Annotated in this window: 15 protein-coding genes; 6 read left to right on the plus strand and 9 right to left on the minus strand. The window is 39.5% G+C overall.

The features are described from left to right. The first annotated feature begins 166 nt into the window (after positions 1–166). The 3 genes from AN392_RS10240 to AN392_RS10250 are packed head-to-tail and all read left to right on the plus strand — an operon-like array spanning position 167 to position 1,482. Positions 167–634, plus strand: coding sequence for a hypothetical protein (locus AN392_RS10240; protein ID WP_055012655.1), 468 nt, complete (start codon positions 167–169; stop codon positions 632–634). A gap of 47 nt (positions 635–681) precedes the next feature. Then, entirely contained in the window at positions 682–873 is a 192-nt protein-coding gene (locus AN392_RS10245; RefSeq protein WP_152965250.1) for a hypothetical protein, read from the plus strand. A gap of 21 nt (positions 874–894) precedes the next feature. Next, positions 895–1,482 (plus strand): DUF6843 domain-containing protein, encoded by a 588-nt coding sequence (locus AN392_RS10250; protein WP_055012657.1) that lies wholly within the window; start codon positions 895–897, stop codon positions 1,480–1,482. A gap of 138 nt (positions 1,483–1,620) precedes the next feature. On the opposite strand, the gene AN392_RS10255 is transcribed toward AN392_RS10250, so the two are convergent. After that, complete coding sequence (locus AN392_RS10255) at positions 1,621–2,121, minus strand: lactoylglutathione lyase family protein (protein ID WP_008130525.1); 501 nt, start codon at positions 2,119–2,121, stop codon at positions 1,621–1,623. A gap of 104 nt (positions 2,122–2,225) precedes the next feature. Here AN392_RS10255 and AN392_RS10260 point away from each other — a divergent pair, with 104 nt between their 5' ends. Next, positions 2,226–3,092 carry a LysR family transcriptional regulator gene (locus AN392_RS10260; protein ID WP_055012658.1) on the plus strand — a complete coding sequence of 289 codons (867 nt, stop codon included), beginning with the start codon at positions 2,226–2,228 and terminating at the stop codon, positions 3,090–3,092. A gap of 37 nt (positions 3,093–3,129) precedes the next feature. On the opposite strand, the gene AN392_RS10265 is transcribed toward AN392_RS10260, so the two are convergent. From AN392_RS10265 to AN392_RS10290, 6 genes are read right to left on the minus strand one after another with little or no spacing between them, the layout of a single operon-like run. Beyond that, positions 3,130–4,209: a heparan-alpha-glucosaminide N-acetyltransferase domain-containing protein gene (locus AN392_RS10265; RefSeq protein ID WP_055012659.1), complete on the minus strand. Its 1,080-nt coding sequence runs from the start codon at positions 4,207–4,209 to the stop codon at positions 3,130–3,132. Next, on the minus strand, positions 4,193–4,831 hold the full coding sequence (locus AN392_RS10270; protein ID WP_055012660.1) for a hypothetical protein: 639 nt from the start codon (positions 4,829–4,831) through the stop codon (positions 4,193–4,195). Before AN392_RS10270 ends, AN392_RS10265 begins: the two co-directional genes overlap by 17 nt. Beyond that, on the minus strand, positions 4,824–7,172 hold the full coding sequence (locus AN392_RS10275; protein WP_055012661.1) for a GNAT family N-acetyltransferase: 2,349 nt from the start codon (positions 7,170–7,172) through the stop codon (positions 4,824–4,826). The genes AN392_RS10270 and AN392_RS10275 overlap by 8 nt, the downstream gene beginning before the upstream one ends. Positions 7,173–7,196: 24 nt before the next feature. Next, entirely contained in the window at positions 7,197–8,375 is a 1,179-nt protein-coding gene (locus AN392_RS10280) for an MFS transporter (RefSeq protein ID WP_055012662.1), read from the minus strand. Continuing rightward, positions 8,372–9,691: a lysine N(6)-hydroxylase/L-ornithine N(5)-oxygenase family protein gene (locus AN392_RS10285; RefSeq protein ID WP_055012663.1), complete on the minus strand. Its 1,320-nt coding sequence runs from the start codon at positions 9,689–9,691 to the stop codon at positions 8,372–8,374. The genes AN392_RS10280 and AN392_RS10285 overlap by 4 nt, the downstream gene beginning before the upstream one ends. After that, positions 9,691–11,229 (minus strand): aspartate aminotransferase family protein, encoded by a 1,539-nt coding sequence (locus AN392_RS10290; RefSeq protein WP_055012664.1) that lies wholly within the window; start codon positions 11,227–11,229, stop codon positions 9,691–9,693. Before AN392_RS10290 ends, AN392_RS10285 begins: the two co-directional genes overlap by 1 nt. Positions 11,230–11,613: 384 nt before the next feature. Here AN392_RS10290 and AN392_RS10295 point away from each other — a divergent pair, with 384 nt between their 5' ends. Further along, positions 11,614–12,063 (plus strand): GyrI-like domain-containing protein, encoded by a 450-nt coding sequence (locus AN392_RS10295; protein WP_055012665.1) that lies wholly within the window; start codon positions 11,614–11,616, stop codon positions 12,061–12,063. Positions 12,064–12,129: 66 nt separating this feature from the next. Here AN392_RS10295 and AN392_RS10300 read toward each other — a convergent pair whose 3' ends face one another. Together AN392_RS10300 and AN392_RS10305 are read right to left on the minus strand one after the other, a co-directional pair. Then, positions 12,130–12,810: a haloacid dehalogenase type II gene (locus AN392_RS10300; RefSeq protein ID WP_055012666.1), complete on the minus strand. Its 681-nt coding sequence runs from the start codon at positions 12,808–12,810 to the stop codon at positions 12,130–12,132. A 193-nt stretch (positions 12,811–13,003) separates the two neighbouring features. Next, the gene (locus AN392_RS10305) at positions 13,004–14,035 is read right to left on the minus strand and encodes a substrate-binding domain-containing protein (protein WP_055012667.1); all 1,032 of its coding nucleotides are present in this window, start codon (positions 14,033–14,035) and stop codon (positions 13,004–13,006) included. A 681-nt stretch (positions 14,036–14,716) separates the two neighbouring features. Here AN392_RS10305 and AN392_RS10310 point away from each other — a divergent pair. Then, the gene (locus AN392_RS10310) at positions 14,717–15,574 is read left to right on the plus strand and encodes a hypothetical protein (protein WP_200908279.1); all 858 of its coding nucleotides are present in this window, start codon (positions 14,717–14,719) and stop codon (positions 15,572–15,574) included. Positions 15,575–15,588: the final 14 nt, after the last annotated feature.

Genomic DNA, 15,588 nt, shown 5'->3' on the forward strand with positions numbered 1-15,588 from the left:
CGGCTTTGTGTATATGACACGTGTAATTCTTTATTGATAACAAACAATAATACTGTGCTTTTGAAGCTTTTACAGAATTGTTATGCTCATTTCACCCTGAAAAAGACTTTGGCTGGTCTGGACCAATGTTTGAAGGAGATAAATCGAGGGTTTTCTCTAAAACCTAGTGGTATTAAACCTACGACCTCAAGGATTTGGCATCGTCTACGGCTTTCTACAAAAAATAGTAAAAATAGTATCTATTGATACAATATCAGATCCATCAAAAGCACCGTGGGAAGATAAGAAAAGAATATATTCTGGTAACCTAGCACCAAAAGGGCGTGTTACCCTCAAAGAAAAACCTCCAACTAATAATAGTATTTATCAGTATCGGTTAGACGGCCAATACGGGGGAGTTAATCACGCAATGCCTGGCTCACCTCAGATGCAAGAAAGATTAGACTTTTCATACGTGCCAACTTTAAATGTTAAGTATAAAATTATTATAGACATTGATACTGTTAGCGGTCACATGGATATAGTTACTTATATCACTGGCGATGCTTTTCCTAATTGTGAAGCATTTATTGTTGGTCCTGGTGGGCGAGCTATCTCTCTTGGTATACATGTTCGCAAAGGTGCGCACCACTAAGCTTATCTCTCAACGCTGATTACCCAATGGTTGTAAGCGCACTCCGTTTGCCTCTCAACAATAATGGTAGTTTTAAAGGGACCGTAGGCGATGAACTATTTAGACAGGCAAATAAATACCCTAAATTAAGCTTTCATAAAATAGCGGATTGGAATTATCGTTTTACTTCTATTCCAGCAAATAGTGGTCATTGTATGCTGCTTGAAAAAGCGAGTTTAGAAAACTGTTTTAATGGCTGACTTAAGTAAAAAGGCGACTCGATGAAACTCATCTTTAAAGCACACTTTTTTAAAATATTGTTTTTTGGTTCAATGATATCGTTATTATCAGCCTGTACAGAGGTAAAAAAAAGTGAACCCGTAATTTACCTTATACCTGAAAATTATGTTGGCTCTCTATACATAATATTTAATGCACCAAACGGGCATCCACCGAAATACGAAGATGGCTCTCGGGTATATGAAATACCACCATCCGGTATACTCGTTACACAAATGGATGCCAACGAGGGCTGGATTGAAAACAGTCAAATACAATACTTTGAACTGAGTAATACGAATGAAAGAACGCCCATAAGTGAAGACTCTTCATTAAAAGATAAAGATAAAGATAAAGATACTACAGACGATGGAGAAACAAGAACTGTGTATGTGGGTGGCCTAGGTGAATCGGGTCCAATATATGGCTGTACTGTGATTAATCAAAATTTTACGGTTGGTACAAACGCAGAACAGACCGACAGGAAAAATTTATTCAGTATATACGATGCTATTAAGCGCAAAAATATAGATGAAAAACTTTTCAAAGGTATGTGTAAGAATAGTAAAGATGTTACATCACCCCAATAATAAAATGTAGTTACTTTTTCAAAATGCCAATATCCGACGTATTACTTAGCTAATTACTAAAGCTATTCAAATAAAAAAGCCGCAGTAATAAATACTGCGGCCTTTGTTTTTAGCTAAACTTTTTTAGACTAGCTAAGTTTAATAAGCACCAGCGCTGTAAATAAGCTCGTAGCTGTGGCTGTAAATCTCAAGGATGTTACCAAACGGGTCTTCCATGTAGATCATGCGGTACGGCTTTTCACCAGGGTAATAGTAGCGTGGCTCTGGCATACGTTTTTTACCACCTGCAGCAACAATACGATCCGCTAAGCCTTCTACATCTGGGTCTTGTACACAGAAATGGAAGATACCGGTTTTCCAGTATTCAAAGTTGTCTTTAGGGTTTTCTTGGTCTTTAAATTCAAAAATTTCTACACCAATTCGGTCGCCTGTTGAAAGATGCGCTATTTTGAATTTTTCCCAATTTGGACCAAATACATCGGTACACATTTCGCCAATTGGGCTGTTGTCTTCAGTGATCACGGTAGGCTCCATTATGGTGTACCAGCCCATCACCTTAGTGTAAAACTCTACGGCTTTTTCAACATCGGGAACTGAAATACCAATGTGCGAAAAACTACGTGGATATGTATGACTCATAATAAATACTCCTACTTAACTATGTTTAGTTGATGGAGTGAGTTTACGAACTGACCAACATTAAGTAAAATTATCATTAATCATCATTTTAAGTATATTTTGTAATGATAAATCCTACATGGTTAAACACGTTTTGTACTTTAGTTGAGGTAAACCATTTTACCCAAACCGCCGAGCGCCTTTATATGACCCAGTCAGGCGTAAGCCAACATATAAAAAAGTTAGAGCAGCAAGTAGATTGCGCCTTGCTTGAGCGCCACGGTAAACAATTTACCCTTACCGTTCAGGGTCAAAATTTATATCAGCAGGGTAGTCAGTTACTCAAAGAATGGCAGTTTTTAGAGCAGCAATTAAAAGATGATTCACCTTACAGCGGTTTAGTTAAAATACAGTCGCCAGGCAGTTGCGGGCTGCAGTTTTACAATCAACTATTAGCACTGCAAGTAGAGCACAAGGAGCTAATTATAGATTACCGCTTTGCTCCAAATACCAGTGTTGAACAAGCAGTGGCAAACCATAGTGCCGATATTGGCTTTTTAACTCAAGCGCCTACCCTAAGCGAGGTAACCAGCCATAAAATAGGCCAAGAGCCTTTACTATTGGTAACACCGGCCGCAATAAAAAGCCCAACCTGGAGCGCATTAAATGAACTGGGTTTTATTAGCCACCCCGATGCAAAACATCATGCACAGCTTTTACTTAGCGAAAAATACAGTGAATTTGAACATGTTGATCAAATAAAGCAAACGGGGTTTTCTAACCAAATAAGTTTAATACTGGAGCCGGTAAGTTTAGGGCTGGGTTTTACAGTTTTACCTGCGCATGCCGTTAGCGCATTTAATAAACCTGCGCTTATTAAAACGCATCATTTAGCTAATCCAATTAGCGAAAATATTTATGTGTGCCATCATCGAAATAGGCCGTTAGCAAAGCGTATGCATAGCGTTATTGACGCAATAAAAGCAGGCTAGGGCACCCAAATCAGCGCCCGTAAAGCCCCTTTACAGCTTAAGCTGTACGCTTGGTTTTTTGCGTAATATCTATGAAGCTTTGTTTGCTTTTTAAATAAACCTTGTGCACAGCAAAAGTAAGTAAAGTCATCAGTACCATCATACAAAGTGTCGGCCAAAGGCTGAGAGTATGATAACCAAGCGCCCCCATAAACCAGCAAATAAGTACCCATTGAATAACATAAAGCGCGGTTACATGTTTACTGGCATATAAAAGAGCACGTGTAATAGGGCCATTATATTTATCAGCAAAAATAAACTGTATAGCCGCTAGTGCACATAAATTTAAGCCAATTAAATAGCTAATACCGCCGCCATTTAAATGGAAAAAGTTGCCAAACTGCCCTTTAAAATCAATGGCTAACCATATGCCGCCAATAACAAGTAAAGCAGCACCGAGTTGTGCACATACTTTATATAAGTAATCGGCATTTTGTTGGTTACTAAGATATAAACGACCAAGTACATACCCCGTTAATATCGCACTTATCCAAGGAAATACCGGAAAATACACCTGATAGTTATTAGCAAAAAACAAATCGCTAATATAAGGTGAAAGCGTAAATTGTTGCCCCCTCACAAACTGGCTCATAACTGCAATTGCAATGGCTAAAACCGCAATCCATATTGTTTTCCAACGGGCAATATTAAGCACACCAAACAGCAATAAGCTAACTCCAGCCAGTTGTAAAATATCACCTGTTAACACCATAAATTGTAACTGCCCAGCACTGAGCGGACTTTGCCAGCCATAAGCATTTATAAATGCCTCAGGCATGGTATTAAATACTTCAATAGGCAGCCAAAACTTGGCCGCATTCATTAAATAAGCAAGCAGTAAAAGCTGTATGCCACGCTTAATTAATAGCAAAGGTGTTTGCCTGCGCGAAAGCGCCATAGATAGCCCCATTGCCACTAAAAACGAGGCGGTGCCTTTGCCAAGTATATGCACAACCGTACCAAATGCGCTTTCACTTTGAAGCGTCGTGGAGGCATACATCCATAAGGTATGCACAATAATCATAATAAAAACGCTCGCACCACGCGCAAGATCAATCGTTTTAAGACGTTGGTTCATTGGTTTTAATATCCTTTTTAGGGCAGGTTTGGCATTTGCTATAACCGGCTAAATAATAGCGGCAACAGGTTAAACGCTGGTTTTTTTCAGTAAATGGCGTATCAAGATTAAAGTGTTCACAAATAAGGGTGTGCAGCTGACGATGGCAATTGTTGATATGTAAAGTAGTAGCAAGGTCTAAGCTATGAGCTCGCTCAATGGCGCTACTTAATGAATCGAGTAATAACCGAGCTTGTTCTTTTTTACCAAGTGCATAGTCGGTATTTACCCATTCACCAACTTGGCTTATAAAATGAGTAAACGCTTTGGTTTGCTCAGTTTTACTTACTAACACGTCATTATTCAGGTTAAACCCACGACAAAAAGCGCCATTTACCGCTAACGGCATGTTAATGGGATCTGCCGTACTTTGCTTGCAAGCAAACCAATAGCAATAAGCGTAAATAGCTTGCCAGCAAAGCTGTAAATACAAATGCCGACTAATAAATTGCTTAGGCGCAGTAGGGTACTGCGCCTTACAACGAACTGTTAAAGCGCGCACTAATAATAAGCTCGGTTTAAAAGTTCGTTGCACGGGTTGTTGGCAATATAAAAACTGCGCAAGGGTAATCGGTTTAGCCATACAGCTTTGCCGATACGGGGTTGTTTAAGTTACCAGCAAACTGCAAACTACCTGCCGGATCCGTTAAATCAACCATTTGCTCATTATTACCCAGCTGTAAGCGGTTTAAACAAGAGTGTGCAAACTCATCACTAAAAAAGTCATACTCTTTAAATCGCTCATTTAAAGCAGGGTTAGCATGTTGATACGCTTTAACACTTTGCGTAACACACTGCCAAAAGTCATGCTCTGTAATACGCTCTTCTCGCACTAAAATTGCTACTAAGTATCTAAAGAAGCAGTCAAATACATCGGTAAATATACTTAACAGCTCAAGCTCTTTAGGCATAGAAACATGAATACGTTCAACCCCTGCAGGCAATACTTCAGTGCTATTAAGTAAAGCAACCTCTTCACCTATGTCTTTCATATATGCGCCTACTGGCACCGAATTTTTAAGCTTTAAAATGAGGTTTTCGCCGTGAGGCATAAACACTAATTTATGCGCGTAAAAGCAATGTACCAGCGGAATTAAATAAGCATTAAAGTAGGCATGTAACCACTGCTGCGTGCTCAAACCACTTTGCGTTATCCATTCGCCCACTAAACTTTGGCCATTATTATCTAAGTGTAATAACGCTGCCATGGTGGTCAGTTGTTCATCGCTATTTAAATTATGGTTTGGGTTTTCTCGCCATAAGCAGGCAAACATTTTACGATAGGGTGTATCTCCCAGCGCACTTTGCTCAAACGTATGATGGGCATAACCTAAGGTGGCGTATTCTCTAAGCGCTGTAAAATTAGCGCCTGCGAGTTGTTGATCTTGGCTAACCTTTTCAAATACCCAATCGTTAATGGCAGGAGTCACCGCCATGTAAGCACGCGATAGGCCACGCATAAATCCCATATTTAAAATCGACAACGCCACTTTTAAATACGGTTTATGTGGGTGCGAGCAATTATATAAGGTCCGAATTGATTGTTGCGCTTGATATAAATCGTCACCTTCACCTAAATACACTAATCGCTGATTTGCAAACTCATTTGCAAATACCACACTCAATTTGTGTTGGTACTGCCATGGGTGAGCAGGAATGAGTAAGTAATCATCGGGGTTTAGGTTTTGAGCTTTTAGCGCTGTGTTAAACGCATCTCGAGTGGTTAAATCTAGTTCATCACTTATATGGCTTGGGTAGTCGGCAAAGTATTCACTATGGACAAAGTCGCATACCGCTTTATGCGCTGCTAACCACAGTACTTTAAACGGTTTGCCTACTTCTGGCGCATAACGTAAAAAGTCAGCTTTACTAAAACCAATGCGGCCATTATTAGCAACAAAGGCAGGATGCCCTTCACTCATTGCGGCTTCTATTTTTTGCAGCCCTAAATTAGCTAACTGCGCCGCTGTTAAGGTGTTATTTTCACGTTTGAAGCACGCACTAGCTAAAGTAGCATTTAGCTCTTCAAGGTAAGTGGCAAGGCGCTTACCTGTTAGACCTAGCGCAGGTCCCTGCATACTAAAAAAGTGCAATACATCTAGCGGTTGCAGCTCTTCGTTAAGGTTGTAAAAGCATAAGCTTGGCTCATCTATATCAATATGGTTTAGTGCCATAGCGCGGCCATTAAAAATAAAGTAACCGCCTTCAACATTTACTTTAAAGCCTTGCTTTGTTGTCTCTGCAGCCAATAAACGCTCGTGCACTAGCTCGGTGAGTGCTTTAGCTTGTAAATGTCGGTTTGCCCATTGCCAATGTGGCCGTATCACGTAATCAGTTTGCAAAGGCGCTAACGAATCAGTAAATAGTTGGCTGTGCCTATCAAAGGCTGCTTTGTCACAAAAGCCTAAATAAGCAGCTTTTTCGCCTAGTTGAATTTGCTGGGTGTGAACAAATCCCAAACGCTTATTTAACGTATGAATTTTACTATTAGCAATGTCGGGCTCAACCACAACACGGGCGGCACTGTTTTGAGCAAAAATACTTTGCAGCACGCACTGCATCATTTCAAAACTAAAATGGCGCTTAGGTGCCGTGTTAGACGCTAATAAAATATGCATACCCACATCATTAGGTTCAACCTCGTACGCCGCTTTCAATAAGCTTTCGTGCTCTGGGCTATAAAGCTCAACTAAAGCCAATAGGTTATTATTTTGCTCGATCACGTATGCCTGATGATGAGGCGTATCAATAATATCTTGATACGCTTTAGTTATTTGTTGCTCGGTTTGCTGCTGCATACCCCAAAAGTGTGCATACGGTTGCTTAAGCCAATCGCAAACTGTTGGCATATCTGTTTGTTGTAATAACCGCATAGTCACTTTGCCGGTATGCTGTAGGGTGGTTACAAAAGATGAAAAATACATAAAAACTCCAATAAATCTTAAAAACTAAGACGCTGAACGCGCAGTTCGAGCAACAGCCTTAACCCGCCAAAGCAAAATAAAGGCAAGGCTTGCAAAGCCAATGGCAGCAAAGTAAAACACAACCGTTGTTGAAAGATGCTCTACGCTCATACCCACTAGTAACGACGCTAAAATAACCCCGATGTTTTGAGCAATGTGCACTTTGGCAAAGTCGCTGCCGTAATGTGCAGGCTCACTTTTAGCAAATAGCATTACCTCTAGTAGTACCATCACTTGAAATAGCGCAAAACCATATAAAACACGTGATAAAATCACTAACCCCACCGACTCCTGCGCTTGTAAATAAAGCCCAAGCGCCCCCAAAATAAGTGCACATAACAAAGTGCTCGTGCGGCTTAATGTTGGCAGTGGTAAATGCTGCCTGAAATGGTTAAAAACTAGCATAACAAGCGCTGCAAAAGCAGGAATGGCGTATACAACAGCACTTTGCAAGGTGCTGCTTTGTGCGTTTAATGCTTGCCAATGAGTAGTAAAGAAGGGGCGAATTAAAAACGCGCTAAAATAAACCACCACACTTAAAAAGCAAAATTGCCAAATAAAATAGGGAATACGCTCTCGCGGTTTTTCAGTCGCTATTGCTTTCTGATAAATACCTGTTTTTAATGAATACATTAAGTAGCCGCATAATAAAACCTGAACTAGGTCACCGGCACTACTGAGTAATAACGCATAGCGTGGCTCTGCTAAACTAAAGAAGTAACCACCAATTAAAGCACCACAAATCGCACCAAAATGCATCAATACAGAAAACAAACCAATAATAGATAAATGCTTAGTTTGTTGCTCTAATCGCAGTGCAAATGGGTATATAAGTAGGTAGCTTGCCTTTAGCACCAACATTAGTTGGTAGTAAATCCAAAACTCCCATACATTGGTCGCAAAGTAGCAAAGCAGGCCAAAACCAGCGGCCACCACTTGGGTTACTAACCACAAAGCCAACTCATTGTATTTTTTAGCGACCTTAGCCCATAGCGGTAAAGCCAGCATTACAGTAATACAACAGTTAGCCACAAAGAGGCCGATTAACGTGGCGTTACTAATAGCAAATTCACTAGCAAAAAATTGCGGATAAAACGGTAGCAGCAAGGTATCGCATACCACCGAAATAACCGTCAGCAAAATTAGCGCTAAACGAAGACTCATGCGGCGCTACTCTGCTGTTGTGTTGATAGGGTAACATCACTTAAATCAAAGTTTTGAAAGGCAATTTTTTGCTCAACCTGATAAGGCGCATAACCTAAAATTTCACGTAAAATAATACTATTACGGTAGCAAGCCATACCTAAATCTGGAGTTACAAAACCATGAGTATGCTGCTCGGCATTTTGTACAAAAATACGTTTTTGTTCGCTATCTACCGCATATTCACGGCTTACTAAATAACGACCTTGCTCATCTTGGGGTAATTGGTGGGCAATATTATTTAAAAAAGCAGGGCGCTGATATTTAAAGCCCGTGGCGCAAATTAAAAAGTCGGTTTCTATTGAAAAGGGCTGCTCAAGCTCCTGATGATAAAACTCAGTAAGCAAGCGCTTACCTACTTTTTGAGTTTTTGTTAGCTTGCTGTTAGTTTTAAATGTAGTGGAAATTGGTCCATCAAGGCTTTGCGCGTAGAGGGTGTCGAAAATGTCGTTAATTAAATCGCCATTAATGCCTTTAAATAGATTTTTTTGGTTTTGATTGAGCCAATCTCGCTGCTCAGTTTTTAAATTATAAAAGTAATCTACATACTCAGGAGAGGTCATTTCAAGGGTGAGCTTAGTATACTCAAGCGGAAAGTAGCGCGGTGAACGTGCTATCCAATCTAACTGCAAGCCTTGCGGTACTGCTAGCTGCAATAAGGTGTGGTAAATTTCTGCTGCACTTTGCCCAGCCCCTACCACGGTAACTCGTTTAGCCGCCTTTAATTCATCAAGCCGATGACAAAAATCGCTACTGTGCATTACGTTATTTGAGTTACTTTGCACAGCGCAATCAGGAATATACGGTGCAGGCCCTGTGCCCAAAACAATATGGCGAGTTACATAATGTTGCATACCATTAGGGGTGTTACAGCTAACGGTATAACTCTCACTTTGCGGGCAAAATTCAACGTGAGTGACTGTTTGTTCAAAGTTAACATTTGAAAGCTGCGAGCAAACCCATTGGCAATATAAGTTGTATTCACGGCGCAATAAAAAAAAGCTTTCGCGAATATAAAACGGGTATAAGCGATTATTTAATTTGGCATAATTTAAAAAGCTATACTGGCTGGTTGGATCCGCCATGGTTACTAAATCCGACATAAACGGAGTTTGTAATGTAACGCCTTCTAGCATCATTCCAGGGTGCCAATCAAATTCACTGCGCTGCTCCAAAAACAGGCTTTTTACATCTTCGAGCGGTTCACTTAAACACGCTAAAGATAAGTTAAATGGGCCAAGGCCAATAGCTATAAAATCGTAAGGTTGATTATCCATTATGCAATTTCCCTATAAGTTTGCCATGCAATGTGGCTAATTTGCTCAATAACAGCGCGTACATCAGATAATTGGCACTGCGCATTAAGCAATGTAAATTTAAGATAATGACGACCATTTACTTTTGTACGGGCAATCATGGCTTCACCGGTTTTTAAAAACGTTTGTCGTACATGCAGGTTTAAAGAGTCGAGTAAATCAAGGTCATGTTTTAAATCATCAGGGGCAAATCTAAATACCAAGGCACTAAGCTCGGGGTAGTTAACTACTTCAAAGTCGGGATGGTCGTTAAGTACAATATGCGTTTGGCGCGCAAGACCAATAACTTTATCGAACGCGCGGCCAAGTGGTGCTTCTCCAGTAGTGCGCAGTGTTAGCCATAACTTTAAGGCATCAAAACGGCGAGTGGTTTGTAGGCTTTTATCTACCAAATTAGGCGTGCCATTTCCGGCCTCTGCTAATGGGTTTAAATAATCGGCATACAAAGTAATGTGGCTAAAATGGCGTTTGTCGCTTAATAAAAAGGCACTACAACTAACCGGTTGCATAAATGATTTGTGATAATCAATCGTTATTGAATCAACCAACTCAATGCCATTAAGCGCATTGCGATGGTGCTCACTCACCAACAAACCGCCACCATAAGCGCCATCTACGTGGCACCATAGCTGCTCTTCTTTAGCCAGCATGGCAATATTATGGATTGGATCGATTGAGCCAAAATCGGTTGTGCCTGCGGTAATAACCACTGCAATGGGTAAATCACCTTGCGCTTTGCTTGTTGCTATGGCGGTTTTAAGTGCCTGCATATCCATTTGCATTTCGCTGTTTGTAGCCACCGGCACCACGGCGTCGTAACCTAAGCCCAGTAACGCCGCTGCTTTTTGAATACTAAAGTGCGCCACCTCAGAGCAGTAAATTTTAAAACGCGATGCAACAGCCGGTAAGCCCTGAAGTTTTACCTGATGTTCTGGCGCATAGCGGCTAACAGCTACTTCACGAGCAACCAACATTGCCATTAAGTTGGATTGTGTGCCGCCACTAGTAAATACTCCATCGGCAGTGCTTGGCAATGCTGCTTTTTGGCATGTCCAATCAATCAGCTTTTGCTCAATTAACGTCGCGCCTGCACTTTGATCCCACGTATCTACTGAGGTATTAATAGCAGCAATAATGTGTTCGGCCACCACAGCAGGGTAGGTTACAGGGCAGTTTAAATGAGCCATATAACGCGGATGATGAAAATACACAGCATGATCTAAATACACGCCTTTTAGCTCTTCAAGCACCGCCGGAAAGTCAGCCAATGGCTGTGATAAATCAACATCGTTTACTACTTTTGCTAACGTATTTACCGACACACCTGAAAATGGCTTTTGGGCTTTAGCCATCGCTTGCTGTACTGCCGACAGCCCTTGCAATGACGCTATTTGATAATTAATGAACTGCTCTAAATTGAATTGTGGGGGCAGGCCGCTTTGTTCAAATACAGCCTGTTTTTCAATGGTATTAATATTTAACACTTGAGATTGAGACACATCAACATTCCTTGAGTACACTTTTTAGGTGCAAGGATCTTAATGATAATGATTTCTATTTACAATAATGAAAAAAGGTTAGATAACAACTTTTTTTAAATTAGAGCTAATAAGCTTGTCGTATATTTTTAACTAAAATCGATAAACTTCACTATTAAACGACAAGCATTACATGCAAAAAATAAACTTAAAAAATAGAAAGCTAAGTAAATTATTTTAGCGGGAGCAAAGCTATGTTTAGCCATTACTACCTATTTAAATGTGAGCAAAAAACACGCAGTTGAGCTAAACAATCACTGTTTATGAAATATTTAATACAAAACTTAAAGTATTGGCGGTTTTTCTGTTACGTTGGTGTTTGTATTAACGCTAAAGGACGTCATGATGGAAGTAAAGCAACTAGCTAGTCAGACCTTAATCGGCTTAAAAGTAAGAACCTGCAACGCCAATGAAATGAACGCTGGCACTGCAAATATAGCTGAACTTTGGCAAAAATTTGGTGAAAAGTTTGCCAACAGCCTCACCCAAAACACTAAAATGTATGGTGTGTATACCAATTACGAAAGCGATCTCACTGGTGATTTTGACGTAATTGCCTGCTGCGATAATTTATCAATTAAACTCCCTGAAGCTAAAAAAGTAACCACCCAAGCGGGGCGTTATTTGGTATTTAAAGGTGGGGGTGAAATGCCCGATGCAGTAATCGATTTATGGGGCGAAATTTGGCAATACTTCAGCTCAGACGATTGCCGCTATGAACGTACTTACACCAGTGATTTTGAGTATTATAAAAACAGTAACGAAATAGAAATTGCCATTGCAATTGAAGACTAAAAAAGGCTAGGTTTGTAAGCGCAAACCTAGCCCTCCAATCCCTATAATTTAATACCTGCCAACTAATCACTGGTTATTACTTGCCAGCTTTGTTTTTAAATCATGTAAATTGCACGCCGTTATTGTAGGCACAAGCTCCCAGGGATCAAAAATAGCCTCATTTGAGCGCTGTATCCACGCAGCACGCATACCGTGCGATAACGCCCCAATAACATCAAACGGGTTACTCGATATCAACCAGGTATTAGCGCCGGTTGAATTTGCCTGACGTAAAAAATGACTATAAACACCGGGGTTGGGTTTAAAAGTTTTAATGTCATCGGCGCTCACTACGCCTTCAAAATAATCACTTATACCCGCCATTTCTAGCAAGGTATTTACCGCTCTGGCCGCACCATTAGAAAACGCAAATAGCCGATAGTTTTGTGCTTTTAAGCTCTCAAGCCCTGCTTTAACATCATCAAATGCGGGGAGTGTTTTATATCGGGCTAATAACTGTGCTTTTTGCTCATCGCTTAAAGTTACCTTGTGCAGTAAACACGCATAATCAAGTGCCTGCTCAGTACACACCGAAAACGGCACGTAGTTTTGCATTAAGCCACGTCTAAACGAGTATTCAAGTTGCTTTTCGCGCCAAGTAGTTGAAAATGCGTGCGCGTTGTCGCCAACCATATTTTCAAGTAACGACACCACGCCATGGGTATTTATAAGCGTACCGTATACATCAAACGCCAGTGTAGTTGCCATTAATTACTCCTGTTTAAATCGTTACTAAAACGCAATTTTACTACTCAATATTAATCACTTTATCAGTTAATAAAGTACAGTAACAGCACCCGCGTTTTAAGTCTTGCTGTAAATCCCCGTTACGGTTTGGTTAAAAATAGCGCTTGGAAAATAGGGGTTTAAAGTGAATATTTCACCACCTAGGGGTTAAATATTAATAATTCACAGTACATGTTTGGGCGTTGCTTTGTTGGCAGTAATGAAAGTCTAAAAAATAAAACGCTTTTGCAGGCTTTTTATTATGCTTAATTACGTCATACATTAACTGCGCACTGAGTCGCCCCATTTCATATGGATTTTGACCAACGTTTGATGAAGATAGCCCTTTGCTAAGCGCATCTAATTGTATTTTTTCGGTATCTGCTGAAACAATAATAAGTTCTTTTGAATCAAGTTTATGTTTGTAGGGTGTCATCAAGTTTATATAATCGGTATTAAATTGCGCAAAGCCGGCAACAGCAACAAATGCAGGAGGCTTGTCCATCTTAGTAAGGCTTTTTACTTGCTCTAAGGAGGCGCCCCTTTTTCCTAAACTATAAAGCGGGCAGCGGTTATACTCGCTCCAGCCATTTTCACCCGACAAGCGCTGACTACTTTGCCCAGAAAGCGCAAACCTAACACCTGCGATTCTTTTATTTAAGTTTGGTGAAGTAGGATGACCAGATTGAATACAAATAAGCTTATTTTCTTCACTTACTAAATTCTTTAATTGATTGCCTAACGCAACACCAAAGTCAAAATTATCAGTACCAACGTAAGCGAGCCTGTACTGGTGATCTTTTGCTAATAAGTCTGAGTCAAAAGTAATAACAGGAGTGTTTTTTTCAAATAAATCTTTAAGGGCTCTCTCTACCAAATAATCAGAATCTGATATTGAAACTAATAAGCCATCAATCCCACTTTTTATCATGTCATTAATAATTAAAGCTTGGGTTCGAATATCTTGATAATCATCAGGCCCATCATATTTACAGGTAACGTCAGGCTGTGATTTTGCAAACTCGGTACACCCTTTGTACGCCTGAATATAAAAGCTATCGTTTTTAGTTTTTCCCACTATGCCAATGACAAATTGAGCATTTGCAAAAAATGGCAAACACAGCAATACAAAAAATAATGAAAACGATATTTTAGGTTTATAAATAAAACAAGGGCTGTAAATAAACTTGGGTTTAATAAAAAACAACGACCAGTATCCTTAATTAAAACGGCATTAATTACAAATTGATATATCAGAATAGCACTTCAAAACAATATAGCTACCCCGTTGAATATAAAGTAAAAAATAAGACTTAACTGCAGTGCTTTTATACTAGGCGATGGTAATAGTAATTTTTTGCTAAACAAACAGCTTTGCATTCACTAGAGTGCTGTAAACCCCCGTTACGGTTTGGTTAAAAATACCGCATGGTAAGGTGGTTTTTAATCAAAAAATAAATCAGCCGCGCTTTTAAGCCAGAAACATTCGCGTTGTTTTAGGAAGGGTTGTTGAGTTCATAAGTGCTCGATAGCAATCAAAGAACGTAATAGCTAAAAGTAGGGTTTATTAGCTTATTTTTTCGGGATAGACTTGTTAATAGTCAGGTGTGAGCGATAACTGAGCATTGAGATTGAGATTGAGATTGAGATTGGATAAATATAATAGTTAATCGATTGGCCAAACTGCTCTTTGCTCACATATTTATAAAAATGAACAAAGAGCGCTTATTGCTCTATTTAACTTTACTTTAAATGTTTAGAAAATTTAATGATAGTAATGCCTTAGGTTGTTTGCTAAAACTATATAAATTAGACAAATGAGCGTGGCGTCGGCAGAAATATGCGCGATGAGCGCACTATTAAATTGTTAGCCGTTTAAGGAAGTATTGTGATAGATGAAAAGTTAGAAGACAAAATATGCGGTATCGTAATGCCTATTTCTACTATGGATGGATGCACTGATTCACATTGGGCTGAGGTTTTAAACATAATATCCGACGCTATATCCGATGCAGGATTTAGTGGGAACTTAGTCAGTAATGCAGACGATGTTGGTATTATTCAAAAAAGAATCATACAAAACTTATATGATAACCCTATAGTTGTATGCGATGTAAGTTGTAAAAATCCAAACGTAATGTTTGAATTAGGTCTGCGGCTAGCTTTCGATAAACCAACAATCATAATTAAAGATGATGAGACTTCATATTCCTTTGATACATCTCCAATTGAACATATAGAATATCCTCGAGATCTACGATTTACTCAAATTGTAGATTTTAAAGAAAAACTTACCGAAAAAATAATAGCTACTTACAAGAAATCTACCGAAGATGAACATTACACTACTTTTTTAAAGCATTTTGGGGAATTCAAAGTTGCTAAGATAGATAAAAAAGAAGTGTCAGGGCAAGAATTCATTCTCGAAGAGCTTAAAAGCTTACGTCGCTCAATTAATAACAATCCTAATTCTAGGAAGTCATGGATTGGTAAACGCTTTGATTCGGATATAGATATTTGCATGGGTAAAGATGGTAAATCATCTCTAAATGATGCGATGTCTATATTAATGGAACACCCTGCGTTAACAAATATAGGCGTCAAAGAGTTACATCCTGATCATTATCACTTAATTGCAGATGTAGATGACAACCTCTCTGTAAATGAAGTTAGAGATGAAGTTGAGCATATAGTTGGGCGTAAAATAAGGCGTAGACCTACTAAAGATAAATCTATCAACGGCTAACAAGAACTTCAAAC

This window comes from Pseudoalteromonas sp. P1-16-1b, from assembly GCF_001401785.1.
In the GTDB taxonomy this organism is placed as follows: Bacteria; Pseudomonadota; Gammaproteobacteria; order Enterobacterales; family Alteromonadaceae; genus Pseudoalteromonas; species Pseudoalteromonas undina.